This window comes from Cognatundibacterium crateris, from assembly GCF_010078235.1.
Classification (GTDB): Bacteria; Pseudomonadota; Gammaproteobacteria; order Burkholderiales; family Burkholderiaceae_D; genus Undibacterium; species Undibacterium crateris.
This window is the reverse complement of sequence record NZ_JAABOS010000008.1, coordinates 63,980-78,172: the sequence shown is the minus strand read 5'-3', so window position 1 is coordinate 78,172 and position 14,193 is coordinate 63,980. Positions and strand designations below refer to the sequence as shown.

Here is a 14,193-nt window from a genome sequence, read left to right as displayed (position 1 = left end):
CGTAAAATCAGGCGTGCAGGCGTTTTGCCAGTTCCTGTATCAGCGCAATGGCCAAAGTTTGTTTGTCGGCGCGTGGCAGCTGGGTTGTGCCCTCGGCATCGAATAAGACCAGCTCATTGTCATCCTGACCGAAAGTCTGGTGTCCTATATTCCCGACCAGTAGCGGGATATTTTTCCTGACCCGTTTGGCGGCTGCGTATTCCATTAAGTTTTCGGATTCTGCTGCAAAACCGACGCAATAGGGCGCATCCGGCAGCGCGCCAACGGTCGCGAGAATATCCGGATTTTGCGCGAATTGCAGCACCGGTGTGTCGTGCTCGCCAGTTTTTTTGAGCTTTTGCGTGCTCGCATTGGCGACCCGCCAGTCCGCCACTGCTGCGACCGCAATAAAGGCTTGCTGGGTTTGCTGCTTCAGCGCCGTCATCACCGCATCATGCATTTGCTGTGCGGTTTGTACCTGCACCCGTTTCACACCGTAAGGTGTGGCCAGAGCGGTCGGGCCGGAAATCAGGGTGACCAGCGCACCAGCTTCCCAGGCCGCCTGAGCGATCGCATAGCCCATTTTTCCTGAAGACAGATTAGTGATGCCGCGTACCGGATCGATGGGCTCAAACGTAGGCCCGGCGGTGATCAGCAGATGCTGACCGGCCAGGGACTTAGTCTGGAAGGAGGCAATAATTTCGGTCAGCAACTGATCCGGCTCCAGCATACGACCCATACCGGTTTCACCGCAGGCTTGTTCACCTGCGGCAGGACCCATGATGTGTATGCCATCGGTGCGGCACAGTGTGACGTTTCTTTGGGTGGCGGGGTTTTGCCACATCTCTACATTCATCGCCGGTGCGATCAGCAGCGGAATATGGGCCGGGCGTGCTATGCATAAAGTCGACAGCAGATCGTCGCAGGCACCGTGCGCAAGCTTGAACAGGAAATCGGTACTGCAAGGTGCAATCACAATCGCATCTGCATCGCGGGTCAGATCAATATGCGGCATATTATTGCCTATGCGCGCATCCCATTGATCGGTGAAAACGGTATTGCCAGACAAGGCCTGCATCGTCACTGGCGTGATGAACTGGCAGGCAGCCTGTGTCATCACGACCTGCACCTGCGCGCCCGCTTTGCCGAGGGCACGGGTCAGTTCGGCGACTTTGTAGCAGGCGATACCACCGGTCAGCCCGAGTACGATTTTTTTTCCAGCCAGACGCATAGCAACTCCTTATTTTTTTACCCGGCGCAATTCGTCCAGAATAAATAAAGCAGCACCCAGACAAATCGCGCTGTCGGCCAGATTGAAGGCTGGGAAATGATAGGTTTCCAGATAATGGAAATCCAGAAAATCTATCACATGACCATACAGCAAACGATCGATCACATTACCCAGCGCACCGCCCATGATCAGCGCCAGCGCCGTACAAAACAATTTTTGGGCCGAATGCTGACGCATTAAATAAATGATGTAAGCCGAAGCAGTCAGACCCAGGGCTGTAAAGAAATAGCGTTGCCAGCCGGATTCCTGGGCCAGGAAGCTGAATGCCGCGCCCTTGTTATACACCAGTGTCAGATTGAAGAAAGAGGTCACTGCCAGTGTTTCTGCATAAGCGAACAGTCTGGTGATGGTGATCTTGCTGACCTGATCGAGCAGAATGATGATGGTCGCCAGTCCCAGCCAGGGGATCAGGCTGTTACCTGAGCTGGAGCTGCGCATTACAGGTTTAGGAGATTTTTTACTTGCCATGAAAGATGGAGTCCATTAACTGTTAACTGGTCAGGGGAAGACGGAACGTGTGCTGAAAACGAGGTTCAACGCAGCGCAAGTGGCTGAGTGTCGCCTGTGCGACGACACTCAGCTTAACGCGTTTTAGGCAAAGCGGCGCGATTCACCATGGCCAAACAAATTACTGTGGCAACGTCCGCACAGACCAGGATGCTCAGCATGCGAACCTACGTCTGCACGATAGTGCCAGCAGCGTTCGCATTTTTCATACTTAGATGGTGTGACTACTACGGTTTCTTCCGCTTCGCTGGCGACTTGTTCTACGCTGGCTGCAGAGGTAATCAGGGTAAATTTCAAATCATCTGCAAAGCTGTTCAGCACGGCAAACTTATCACCACTGGCTTTGATCACAACCTCAGCCTGCAATGAAGAACCAATACCACCAGCGACCCGGACTTCTTCCAGCTGCTTAGTCACATCGGCGCGTACCGCGCGCAGGCTGGCAAAGCGAGCCTGCAATTCTTCTGCGCCTGCTACCGCTGGCAACTGATAATAAGTCTGGGTAAAGATGGTTTCGCTGCTATCCTGATAGGCCTCTGCGGTCGCGAAGAACTGCCAGGCTTCTTCGGCTGTGAACGACAGAGTAGGCGCCATCAGACGCAACAGCGCCTGGGTGATGTGCCAGATAGCCGTTTGCGCAGAGCGGCGTGCCGCTGAGTTGACACCGCTGGTGTACAAGCGGTCTTTCAGAATATCCAGGTAGAATCCACCCAGATCTTCAGAACAGTAAGACTGCAGCTTGGCGATCACAGGATGGAATTCAAAACGCTCATAATGCGCCAGGATGTCTTGCTGCAGACGCGCCATATCAGCGATCGCATAGCGGTCTATATCCAACATCGCTTCGACCGGCACTGCATCTTTACTGAAGTCAAAATCAGAAGTGTTCGCAAGCAGGAAGCGCAGGGTGTTACGGATACGGCGATAGGCCTCAGTCACCCGTTTCAGGATTTCATCGGAGATCGACAATTCGCCGGAATAGTCAGTCGATGCCACCCACAGACGCAGGATGTCCGCACCCAGCGTATCGGAGATTTTTTGCGGCGCCACCACATTGCCCTTGGACTTGGACATTTTTTTGCCTTCGCCATCCACCACGAAACCGTGCGTGAGCAAGGCTTTGTACGGTGCGTGGCCATCCAGCATAGAGGCGGTCAGCAGGGAAGAGTGGAACCAGCCGCGATGCTGGTCTGAGCCTTCCAGATACAAATCGGCCGGATAAGCAGATTGCGCCTTGTGCGAGCCGCGCAATACCGTGAAATGCGTCGTACCGGAATCGAACCACACATCCAGCGTATCGCGGTTTTTCACATACATCTCAGCTTCATCGCCCAGCAGATCAGCGGCTTCTATATGTTGCCAGGCTTCGATACCTTCTTTTTCTACGCGTTGAGCGATCTGTTCCAGCAATTCCGGTGTGCGTGGATGCAATTGACCAGTTTCTTTATGCAGGAAGAATGCCATAGGCACGCCCCACTGACGCTGACGCGACAGGGTCCAGTCCGGGCGGTTGGCGATCATGCCATGCAGACGCGCCTTACCCCAGCTTGGGAAGAATGCAGTTTCGTCGATGGCTTTGAGTGCAGTTTCACGCAATGAAGCGCCACCGTCTTTCGGTGTGTTATCCATACTCGCGAACCATTGCGAGGTGGCGCGATAGATGATCGGTGTCTTATGACGCCAGCAGTGCATATAGCTATGGTCAAACATTTTCAGCGAGAACAGCGCACCGGCTTCGCGCAATTTATCGCAGATAGGCTTGGAGGCTTCCCAGATGGTCATGCCTGCAAAGAACGGCAGGCTGGATGCATAGCGGCCATCGCCCATGACAGGCGCGATGATCTCGTCATCTTTCATGCCATGCGCTTTGCAGGACTGGAAATCCTCGATACCGTAAGCGGGTGCCGAGTGCACCACACCGGTACCGCTGTCCAGCGTCACGTAATCACCCAGATAGACTGGCGAATAGCGGTCATAGCCTTCATGCAGTGAAGACAGCGGATGTTTGAAGCGGATTTCTGCCAGATCAGCACCGCTACAGGTCGCGATGACTTTGCCTTCGAGTTCATATTTTGCGAGGCTGGATTCCACCAGTTCCTGTGCCAGGATCAGCAACAGCGGCGCGCCGCCACGTACCGTTTCTACCAGCGCGTAGCTGATTTCCGGATGCATGTTCAGGGCCTGATTGGATGGGATGGTCCACGGTGTGGTGGTCCAGATCACGCAGTAGCCCTGCTCGTGCGGCAGTTTGTCCAGCTTAAAGGCTTGCGCCAGTTTGTCATGCTCGGCAAACGGGAAACCAACGTCGATAGACGGATCACGTTTGTTTTCGTATTCGACTTCGGCTTCGGCCAGCGCAGAGCCGCAGTCGAAACACCAGTTCACCGGTTTCAGACCGCGATAGACATAGCCTTTATCCAGCAACTGACCCAGCGCACGGATTTCGTCCGCTTCATTGCTGAAGTTCATGGTCTTGTAAGGATTATCCCATTCACCCAACACACCCAGACGGATGAAGTCGGCCTTCTGGCGGGCGATCTGCTCTTCGGCATAAGCGCGCGCTTTGGACTGCACTTCATTCACAGGCAAATTTTTGCCATGCAGTTTTTCGATCTGGATTTCGATCGGCATGCCATGGCAATCCCAGCCCGGCACATAAGGCGCATCAAAGCCAGCCATACTGCGTGCTTTGATGATCATGTCCTTGAGGATTTTATTGACCGCATGGCCGATATGGATATCGCCATTCGCATACGGTGGACCATCATGCAAAATGAACTTAGGACGTCCGGCTGATGCGGCGCGCACACGTTCGTAGATTTTTTTATCCTGCCATTCCTTGACCCATTTTGGTTCGCGTTTGGCCAGATCGCCACGCATAGGGAAAGGTGTTTCCGTCATATTGACAGGATATTTATTGGCAGCTTTTGCTGGTTTCTGATCGGACATGGTGGTTTTCTTTGTATGTTTTAATTCGGGTCTAAGCATCTGCCGTCAAATCTAAGCGGTAGATTCAGCGCAGCTGATGTCAATGTCGCAGTGGTTTGCTGAAAGTCTGGCTAACAGTTTGACACTGAGTCGGGCAGAGCTTCAAATTCGGTCGGTCGCACTGCTGGCCGGGATGCGTGTAGCGGAATCAAAATAGGCGCGTGCCTGTTCCGCATCACGGTTGATAGCCGCGGTCAGCGTGGCGAGGTCATGGTACTTTTCTTCGTCGCGCAGTTTTTTCAGGAATTCGATTTGCACGATCTTGCCATAGGCGTGACCGGCATAATCAAAGACATGCGTCTCGAGCAAGACCCGGCCGCTGTCATCGACGGTCGGGCGTACACCCAGACTCGCTACGCCCGCTAAGGGCTGCTCTGCCAGGCCATGCACCTTGACGATAAAAATGCCACTCGTGGCAGGGCGGTGATGCGCAATGCGCAGGTTCAGGGTAGGGAACCCGATCGTGCGTCCCAGTTTCTGACCATGGATCACATGGCCGGAAATCCGGTAAGGGTGGCCCAGCAATTCGCTGGCTTCTGCAAAATCGCCCTGTGCCAGCGCCTGGCGTACAGCGGATGAGGATATTCTGACGCCCTTATTCTGTACCGCAGGCAGGGTCTGGACTTCAAAACCATAGCGTTGACCGGCTTCTTCCAGGGTGGCGATATTACCTGCCCGGCGTGCGCCGAAACAGAAATCTTCACCCACCATCAGCCATTTCACATGCAAGCCATCTACCAGGACCTTGCGGATAAAATCTTCTGGTGATAAGGAGGCGAACAGGGTGTTGAAGTGTTCAACAATCACGCGGTCTACGCCAGCTTGTTCCAGCGAGCTCATATTGTCACGCAGGTTAGCGATGCGGGTCGGTGCCTTGGATAAGTCACCGGCCAGGCGGGCAAAGAAGGCGCGTGGATGCGGCTCAAAGGTCATTACCGCAGATTCCAGCCCCAGCCGGTCGGCTGCCTGACGCAAATGTGCGAGCAAAGTCTGATGGCCGCGATGCACGCCATCGAAATTGCCTATCGCCAGTGCGCAAGGCGCACGGGAAGCTGCATTGGGAAGTCCGCGAAATACCTTCATTGTTTCCAGAAAAACTGCTGCAAAGCGGTAGATTATAAATGCTTTCCCTGAACTTTCCTGTACCGGGCGACTGAAAATGCGGGAAATGTCCGCAAACCGGCTCAGTTTGACCGGTTTTTAGCGCGCTGCGCAGTCAGGACCAGCGGCCAGCTGTTAATGATGATGAGACCAGGTGACCGCATCGGAACTCAGATACGACTCCACCGCTTCTTTGTTGCCTGTTGCATGTTTCATCACAGTGCCGCAGGTGCAGATGCCTTGATACGGTGAAATATGGGCGCAGGCCGAGACTTTTTGCAGGAATACCTGTACAGATTTTCCGCAGCTTTTGCATTTAAAGGTCAGGATACGGGCTGGTTTGTTGAGCATGGTTAATTCGGTAGTTTTGGTAATCAATATTAAATCGGGATCAGTTCAGCAAGGCTGACAGCAGTTCGGGTACTGCTGCACAGCCTGAGCTGCTTACTGCAAAGTCAGTCGCCACAGCGACGTGACTTCTTTGGCGCGCGCGGCATGTAAGGGATCGCTCACGTCGACGGATTTTCCATGGCGTGGCTTGATATCCATTTTGCCGGCGACTTTCAGTCCGGCTGCTTCTATCCAGCTCCAGAGTTCATCTGGCTTACGCAAGCCCAGATGTTCTGCCAGGTCGGACATGATCAGCCATGCCTCGCCCTGTGCAGTGAGATGGGCCGCCACACCTGCCAGAAAACCACGCAGCATGCGGCTGTCAGGGTCGTACACGGCGAATTCTATGGCTGAGCTGGGTTTGGCCGGTAGCCAGGGGGGATTGCAGACGATGAGTCCGGCTTTACCGGGAGGGAACAGATCGGTTTGCAGTAATTCTACTTGCGCTGCCAATCCCAGATTGTGCAAATTTTCAGCCGCACAAGCCAGTGCGCGCGGGTCCTGATCAGTGGCGATGATTTTTTTTACACCGCGTTTCGCCAGTACCGCCGATAACACGCCGCTGCCTACACCGATATCAAATGCCAGATCCATCACTGGCAAACGTGCTTTGGCGACTAAGTCTACATACTCGCCGCGTATCGGTGAAAACACGCCATAGTAGGGATGTATCTTGCCGCCCAGCGCAGGAATGTCCACGCCATTTCTACGCCATTCAAACGCACCGATGATGCCCAGTAATTCACGCAGCGACAGTGCAAATGCGGTACCAGCAGTCGCGCCAGCCTGCTCCAGCGCCAGTCGCACATCCGGTGCGCGCCGCAATGGTACGCTCAGTTCTGCTGTGACCGGCACCAGTACCATGCCCAGGATGCGCGCGCGCTGCGCCTGCGCCTGGCGGTGCTGGTGAAAGCTCAGCGTGATATCGGTGGTGGTGGTCGTGGCGGCAGTTTTTGTGTTTTTGCGTACAGCTTTACGCTCCATACGCCGCCCCAGTGCCTGCAGCATTTGCCTGGCCTGGTGATAATCACCCTGCCATAACAAGGCCGTGCCTTCGCAAGCAAGCCGGTAGGCGGTATCGGCCGACATGCGGTCATCAGCCAGTACGACTTTCTTCGGTGCCGGGCTGCCATTTTCTGAGCGCCACAGACAAGACTGAGGCTGGCCTTCAAATTCCCAGTGCAGCTGGGAGGCGGGTGGTGCAGACGTCATAACTCATTCCATAAATACCGCAGACAGCGGTGAGGGCGTAGTGTAACAAATTCAGACACCATTCCCTGCATTTGTATGTACTTACAGTGCATTCAAAGCGTACATAATGGGTGCTTAAAGGGTACTTAAGGGTACTTAAAGCGGTTGACTCAACCTGGCTTCGTGCAGACCGTGTATCTTGGCAGCGGGTTGGGATAAATCTGTTTGATCTTCAGGAACTTATTCCGGCTTTCCTTACCCAAGGTGCTGGGATTAAAAATAAATATATTAAGGAGGGGAAGATGTCAGATTATCGAGCGGTCGCACTCAGTGTCTTATTGGCAGGGCTGAGTTGCAGCTTGAGTTTGCCGGTACAGGCAGCAAAACAAGCCAAACAACAGGATGCAAAACAGGATGCAAAGCAGCAGGCCGGTGCAGTCAGGGCCGCGCAGTTTGCAACAATGCGCGCCCAGTTTTTAAAAGAATTCTGGCAACAGGACCCGGAAAGCGCGATGGCGGCCGGGCGTTTTGAGCTGGGTGCCAAACTGAGCTTGCCGGATGAAGCCGGCCGCAATGCCTATCTGCGCTTTTGCGAACGCTGGCTGGCGACCTTAGCGAAAGTCGCCGCAGATCAGCTTACTGCCAACGATCAGACTGATCTGGCGCTGATCCGTAACACGCTGGAGGCGAATCGCTGGTATCTGCAGACTTACCGCGAATTCGCCTGGAATCCTTCACAGCACAATGTGGCGGGCGGTTTTGATAATTTGCTCAACACCGATTTTGCACCTAAAGAGCACCGCCTGCGTTTGATCAGCGAACGTCTCAAAGCGGTTCCTGCGTATTATCAGGCGGCACAACAAAGCATAGACCAGCCTACACTGGAGCATACGCAGCTGGCGCTGGCGCAAATGGCCGGCACCCGCGCGGTGTTTGCCCAGATTCAGCAAGAGGCGCAGACTTCGTCCTTGAATAAAGCGGAGAAAGCGGAACTACAGATCCGTTTGCAGTCAGCCGGCAAAGCGTTGGATGGCTATGCCGCTTTCCTGCAAGCGCTGATTGCACATCCGCCTGCGCAGGGATGGCGTTCTTTCCGCATAGGGTCAGACTTATATGCAGCTAAGTTCAAGGCCGATATTCAGTCACCACTCAGTGCGCAAGAAATGTATCAAAAAGCCCTGGCTGCCAAAGCGGAGTCGCATCAGCGTATGGCAGAGCTGGCTGATCAGTTGTGGCCGCGCGTGATGGGCGAGGTGGCCCGTCCGGCTGATGCAACGCAGCGTATCAAGCTGGTCATCGATAAGCTGTCTGAGCAACATGTGCAGCCGGATCAGTTGTTTGCCGAAATCCGTCGCCAGTTACCTCAGCTGGAGGCCTGGATACAGCAGCATGATTTGCTCAGCCTTGATACCCGCAAGCCATTGGTGGTGCGAGAAACACCGGAGTATGAGCGTGGTGTGTCGGTTGCTTCGATAGAAGCACCGGGCATATTCCGGCCGCATGATAAGACTTATTACAACGTCACGCCGCTGACCGGCCAGAGTGCAGAGCAGATAGAAAGCACGCTGCGTGAATACAATCACTGGGTGCTGCAGATTTTGAATATCCACGAAGCGATACCTGGCCATTACACCCAGCTGCAACACGCCAACCAGTCACCTTCCGTCATCAAAGCCCTATTCGGTAATGGCGCAATGATAGAAGGCTGGGCAGTCTATAGCGAGCGCATGATGCTGGAGTCCGGCTACGGTGGCAACACGCCCGAGATGTGGCTCATGTATTACAAATGGAATTTGCGTGCGATCTGTAACACTATCCTGGATTACCAGGTACATGTGATGGGTATGAGCGAGCAGGAAGCCAAACGTTTCCTGACCCAGGAAGCGTTTCAGACGCAGGCCGAAGCGGATGGCAAGTGGAAGCGTGTGCAATATACCTCGGTGCAGCTGACCAGTTATTTCAGTGGCTATGCTGACATTATGGCTTTGCGCGAAGAGTTGAAACAGCAGCGTGGAACGCAGTTCAGACTTAAACCCTTCCATGAGCAATTTTTGAGCTATGGCAGTGCGCCGGTAGGCATGATACGGCAACTGATGTTGAAGCCCTGAGCCGGTATTAGCTCAGGCAATGCGGCTGCTGACTTTGCATGAATGTTTCAATTTGCCGGGTCAGCAGCTGTAGTAACTCTGCCGATTGCTGTCTGAAGTAGGCCTCATTTGCTTGCTCATAGCCAGTCAGTAAGCGGGTGCAGAGTGGATCTTTCCAGCGCCATCCCTGGGTGCGTCCGATCACAGAAGGATGCTGCAAAAAGCGGTCGGGGATCGGGTAATTGAGTGCATCGGCGCGCTCCCACAGGTAGTTTTCTTCTGCAATATTGGCATCCGAAACTTTGAGTAATTGCGCGATTTGCCTCTCATAGCGGCTGGTGAAGTCGATGTATTCGAGGTGGTTCGATCCATCTGCATGCTGCTGACACTCTATCCAGCAATGGTAGCTTTGGATGTCAGCCAGTTTTTTTGCATTTCTTCTTTCCCGTCTGGATGGGGAAATCAATTCAAACCGTCCATCGCCAAAGTCGACGATTTGCGAGCCTGCCACCGCAAAATAAGGGCGCTTGCTGAGTGTGCTGAGTAAGCGCGCACCCAGTATCGCGTATTCAGCGCACTTTAAGGCCGCACCATGTGTTTTGTGCTGATAGGTGTGGTGCATCAATGCAGAAATGGCTGCATCGATTTGATCCTTCATCCATTGGTCGAAAACCACATTATCGTTAATATTGTCCATTTGATACTTAAAATGCAGCGTACTACTGATAAATAGAAGTTTTATGCTATGTAACGCAATGTATCTTAATGTATATGTATGCTTTTGTGTGGGATTTCTTGTGGGGCAGGCCGGCGTAGGGGCAGCTTGCGGCTAAGGAGGTGATTTATACGCAGCGATACAATCTGCGCTTATAGAAATTCACTTGTCTATTGAATGCACAATACGTGGTAGCCACAGCTTGTGCGCTTTTATAGCTTGTTAAATTTATATAAATTTAGATTTCTTCAAAGAATGATCACAAAACTTCGTTTATCGGCGTTGATTCCATCCTTTATCTCTTTATATTGCATTTAAATTTTTCAAATTTTCCTTAATTGAAAAATACGAACTATCCATTTCCAGTTCCGAAGAATCAAAAAATGTCTCAAAAACAGCACAGTTTTTTGGTTTTTTGCATATTTATTCAAGGAAATTGCAGTGTAGAAATTGCAGGTAATCAATTTGACACAAGTCAATGCTAATCTGTGAAACGTTTGCGCAAACGATTGCTGGCTGAAATTGTCGACAATTAGCTTGAGCGTCGTCGGTGCTGACATTCCTTAGTTATAAAAATAAATTTCTGCTGCAACAGACTGCAGATCACAAATAAAAGCGTAAGTAAAGCCCGAGTGTATTGGGGAGATGGGGCTACCTGTTTGCCAGGTGGCAGGGCCGTGTTTTGCCTGAAATTTCCTGAGTACCTGGTTTTCGTTTGCCAGCTTTGTTTGTGAGCTGCCCAACAATCAACAGCTATCAGGGAGTTTTTCATGCCGTCCATCGTTCCAGCCTTGCGATTCAAGCATATCGCTACGCAAGTCAGCCTCGCCCTTATCCTGGGTACAGGCGTGGCAGTTACTGCTTCGGCCTCAGTCGCCGATCACCATGAATTTGAAGCCACATTGCACGTGCCATTCAAAGCCGATGCCAGTTTGCGCGCCGGTGCAGAAGCGCGTTATTTCACACTCGAATTTGACTATCCACATTTAACAAAAGAGCAGGCTGTCAGCTGGCGTGTCGAGCTTCTGGCCGCTGATGGACGCGTGCTGGATCGCTGGTATGGCATAGAGAAAATCTTCAATAAAGCTGTCAGCAATAAAATTTTGTGGACGGGTAAAACTTCCAAAGGCGAAGTGTTACGTGATGGCCTGTACCAGGTAAAACTGACTGCAGTGGCTGGCGATGTAGTCGCAGCGACGTCTGCTAACCCGGCTGTCAATACCCTCGTTGAGCGCAGCCTGCAAGCCAATAAGGCTGGACTGGAAGTGCAAAGCTGGCCTATGCAAGTAGGCAAAGTGGCGGCTCCGGCCATGCCAGGTTTCACCGCACTGAATACACGCAAAACCACGCCAGCACCTAAGGCCAGTGGTGCGAATAAAATGGCTGTCGCCAGCCTGAGCGCGGCGGGCAGCTCTCTGCCTTACACCATTTACTACGGAAACTTACACAGCCAGACTAATCACAGCGATGGTGGCGGTGAGCTGAGTTCCTGTACCGGCGCACAGAATCCACAGTCTGCCGCTTATGGGCCGACAGATGCGTATCAGTATGCACTGAATAAGGGCCTGGATTTCCTGATGACGTCTGAGCACAACCATATGTACGATGGTTCAGACAGTACCAATGCCTCAGCCAATCCGGCGACGGCAAAAAATCTATACCAGTCCGGATTGAGCGCGGCGGCGAGCTTTAACTCTGCTCATAGCAACTTCCTGGCGATCTATGGTCTGGAATGGGGTGTCATCAACAATGGCGGACACCTGAATATTTTTAATTCCACTGAGTTGCTGGGCTGGGAATACAACAGCAGTAATCAGCTGATCGGTGATACCTTGGTCACCAAAGGCGATTATGCGGGTTTATATACATTGATGCGTCAGCGTGGCTGGATAGGTCAGTTCAATCATCCTTCCAGCAGCGGTCAGTTCGCCGCCAATGGTGTCGCACTTGGCTATACCGCCGATGGTGATCAGGCCATGGTTTTGTGCGAAGTCTTAAATACGTCCGCATTCTCCACCAACACCACAGAAACCGAGACTGGCCGCAGCACCTATGAAGGCGCATGCAATAAAGCCCTGGAAGCCGGTTTTCATATTGCCTTCAGTACCAATCAGGATAATCACTGCGCCAACTGGGGCGCATCTTTTACCAACCGCACCGGTGTGTTGATACCCAATGGTGTGCCGCTCACCAATGCGAATTTCATCGATGCATTGAAAGCGCGCCGCGTGTTTGCGACCATGGATAAGAATTCGCAAATCATCCTGACCGCAAACAACCACATCATGGGTGAACGCTTCAGCAATAGCGGGCCGCTGACACTGACAGCTAATTTTGCCTCCACCACTGGCCGCACCGTGTCCAGCGTGGTGATTTACGAAGGTGTTCCAGGTCGTAAGGGGACGGTCAGCCAGTTAGCCAGCAGCGCCACGGCAACCATTACGCCAGCCGTGGGCGAGCATTTCTATTATGCGAAAATCACTCAGGACGATGGCAATATCCTGTGGTCTGCACCGGTCTGGGTTACGCAAACCAGCGGCGGCAATACCGATACTGCCGCGCCTACTGTCAGTGCCTCAGAAACCGGTAGCAGCGGTAACATCAGCTTGTCGGCCAATGCCAGCGATAATGTGGGCGTGACGAAAGTAGAGTTCTATGTGGATGGCGTGTTGAAAGGCAGCAGCACCGCTGCACCTTACAGCCTGAGTCTGAATTCCACGACGCTCAGCAATGGCGCACATAGTTTGCAGGCTAAGGCTTATGATGCAGCCAATAATGTCGGCACTTCGTCCAGCGTGAACTTCAGCATCAATAATCCGGTTGCGGATACTACACCACCAACCGTCACAGCCTCGGAAAGCGGCAGCAGCGGCAACATCAGCTTGTCGGCCAATGCCAGCGATAATGTGGGCGTGACGAAAGTAGAGTTCTATGTGGATGGCGTGTTGAAAGGCAGCAGCACCGCTGCACCTTACAGCCTGAGTCTGAATTCCACGACGCTCAGCAATGGCGCACATAGTTTGCAGGCTAAGGCTTATGATGCAGCCAATAATGTCGGCACTTCGTCCAGCGTGAACTTCAGCATCAATAATCCGGTTGCGGATACTACACCACCAACCGTCACAGCCTCGGAAAGCGGCAGCAGCGGCAACATCAGCTTGTCGGCCAATGCCAGCGATAATGTGGGCGTGACGAAAGTAGAGTTCTATGTGGATGGCGTGTTGAAAGGCAGCAGCACCGCTGCACCTTACAGCCTGAGCCTGATTTCCACCACGCTCAGCAATGGCACACATAGCTTGCAGGCTAAGGCGTATGACGCGGCTAATAACGTCGGGTCTTCGGCTAGTGTGAGTTTCAGTGTGAATAATGCAGTCAGCACGCAGTTAATCGCCAATAGCAGTTTTGAAAGTGGCGCTGCGTCCTGGACGGCGACTTCAGGTGTAATTTCAAACAGCTCAGGTCAGGCGGCCCGTACCGGTAGTTACAAGGCATGGCTGAATGGCTATGGCAGTACACACACTGACACGCTGTCTCAGCAAGTGACGATACCGTCGACTGCGACTTCGGCCACACTCAGTTTCTGGTTGAAAGTCGTGTCCGATGAAACGACCACCACTCAGGCCTATGACACACTCAAAGTGCAGGTGCAGAATAGCAGTGGTACGGTGCTGGCAACGCTGGCGACTTATTCCAATCTGGATAAGGGCAGCAGCTACCTGAATAAGACCTTCAATCTGTCGGCTTACAAAGGACAGACTATTCGCATCGTATTCACCGGTGTGGAAGGCAGCGTGACAGCAACCGCGTTTCTGATTGATGATGTAACGCTGCTTACTCAGTAATCACAAATCACAACAGCTTCATCCATAAAAAATCCCGCACAGCTTTTGGCTGTTGCGGGATTTTTTTTTGTTTTTTTCGCTGTGCGGATTACTTCGGCTAAG

General features: G+C 52.8%; 9 protein-coding genes. 2 read left to right on the top strand and 7 right to left on the bottom strand.

The features are described 5' to 3' along the window. Positions 1-7: 7 nt before the first annotated feature. The 6 genes from coaBC to EYB48_RS14815 all read right to left on the bottom strand — a co-directional run bounded on the left by coaBC (position 8) and on the right by EYB48_RS14815 (position 7,468). On the bottom strand, positions 8-1,210 hold the full coding sequence (gene coaBC, locus EYB48_RS14840) for a bifunctional phosphopantothenoylcysteine decarboxylase/phosphopantothenate--cysteine ligase CoaBC (RefSeq protein ID WP_162021157.1): 1,203 nt from the start codon (positions 1,208-1,210) through the stop codon (positions 8-10). 9 nt (positions 1,211-1,219) lie between these two features. Continuing rightward, the gene (gene lspA / locus EYB48_RS14835; protein WP_162021156.1) at positions 1,220-1,738 is read right to left on the bottom strand and encodes a signal peptidase II; all 519 of its coding nucleotides are present in this window, start codon (positions 1,736-1,738) and stop codon (positions 1,220-1,222) included. A 123-nt stretch (positions 1,739-1,861) separates the two neighbouring features. Beyond that, positions 1,862-4,726, bottom strand: a complete 2,865-nt coding sequence (gene ileS / locus EYB48_RS14830; protein ID WP_162021155.1) for an isoleucine--tRNA ligase — start codon at positions 4,724-4,726, stop codon at positions 1,862-1,864. Between the two features lie 141 nt (positions 4,727-4,867). Continuing rightward, positions 4,868-5,848, bottom strand: coding sequence for a bifunctional riboflavin kinase/FAD synthetase (locus EYB48_RS14825; protein ID WP_162021154.1), 981 nt, complete (start codon positions 5,846-5,848; stop codon positions 4,868-4,870). Between the two features lie 153 nt (positions 5,849-6,001). Further along, on the bottom strand, positions 6,002-6,217 hold the full coding sequence (locus EYB48_RS14820) for a hypothetical protein (protein ID WP_162021153.1): 216 nt from the start codon (positions 6,215-6,217) through the stop codon (positions 6,002-6,004). A 93-nt stretch (positions 6,218-6,310) separates the two neighbouring features. Then, positions 6,311-7,468: a methyltransferase gene (locus EYB48_RS14815; RefSeq protein WP_162021152.1), complete on the bottom strand. Its 1,158-nt coding sequence runs from the start codon at positions 7,466-7,468 to the stop codon at positions 6,311-6,313. 281 nt (positions 7,469-7,749) lie between these two features. On the opposite strand from EYB48_RS14815, the gene EYB48_RS14810 reads away from it, so the two are divergent. Then, positions 7,750-9,555 (top strand): DUF885 domain-containing protein, encoded by a 1,806-nt coding sequence (locus EYB48_RS14810; RefSeq protein WP_162021151.1) that lies wholly within the window; start codon positions 7,750-7,752, stop codon positions 9,553-9,555. A gap of 7 nt (positions 9,556-9,562) precedes the next feature. Here EYB48_RS14810 and EYB48_RS14805 read toward each other — a convergent pair whose 3' ends face one another. Then, a complete protein-coding gene (locus EYB48_RS14805; protein ID WP_162021150.1) occupies positions 9,563-10,231 on the bottom strand; it encodes a hypothetical protein in 669 nt (222 codons plus the stop codon). A 788-nt stretch (positions 10,232-11,019) separates the two neighbouring features. Here EYB48_RS14805 and EYB48_RS14795 point away from each other — a divergent pair. Continuing rightward, positions 11,020-14,091: an Ig-like domain-containing protein gene (locus EYB48_RS14795; protein ID WP_162021148.1), complete on the top strand. Its 3,072-nt coding sequence runs from the start codon at positions 11,020-11,022 to the stop codon at positions 14,089-14,091. Positions 14,092-14,193: the final 102 nt, after the last annotated feature.

Bases quoted from the DNA above. Each gene is read 5' to 3' on its own strand.
- EYB48_RS14810 (WP_162021151.1), top strand. From the start codon at position 7,750: ATGTCAGATTATCGAGCGGTCGCACTCAGTGTCTTATTGGCAGGGCTG.
- EYB48_RS14805 (WP_162021150.1), bottom strand. From the start codon at position 10,231: ATGGACAATATTAACGATAATGTGGTTTTCGACCAATGGATGAAGGAT.
- EYB48_RS14815 (WP_162021152.1), bottom strand. From the start codon at position 7,468: ATGACGTCTGCACCACCCGCCTCCCAGCTGCACTGGGAATTTGAAGGC.
- EYB48_RS14795 (WP_162021148.1), top strand. From the start codon at position 11,020: ATGCCGTCCATCGTTCCAGCCTTGCGATTCAAGCATATCGCTACGCAA.
- coaBC (WP_162021157.1), bottom strand. From the start codon at position 1,210: ATGCGTCTGGCTGGAAAAAAAATCGTACTCGGGCTGACCGGTGGTATC.
- EYB48_RS14825 (WP_162021154.1), bottom strand. From the start codon at position 5,848: ATGAAGGTATTTCGCGGACTTCCCAATGCAGCTTCCCGTGCGCCTTGC.
- lspA (WP_162021156.1), bottom strand. From the start codon at position 1,738: ATGGCAAGTAAAAAATCTCCTAAACCTGTAATGCGCAGCTCCAGCTCA.
- ileS (WP_162021155.1), bottom strand. From the start codon at position 4,726: ATGTCCGATCAGAAACCAGCAAAAGCTGCCAATAAATATCCTGTCAAT.
- EYB48_RS14820 (WP_162021153.1), bottom strand. From the start codon at position 6,217: ATGCTCAACAAACCAGCCCGTATCCTGACCTTTAAATGCAAAAGCTGC.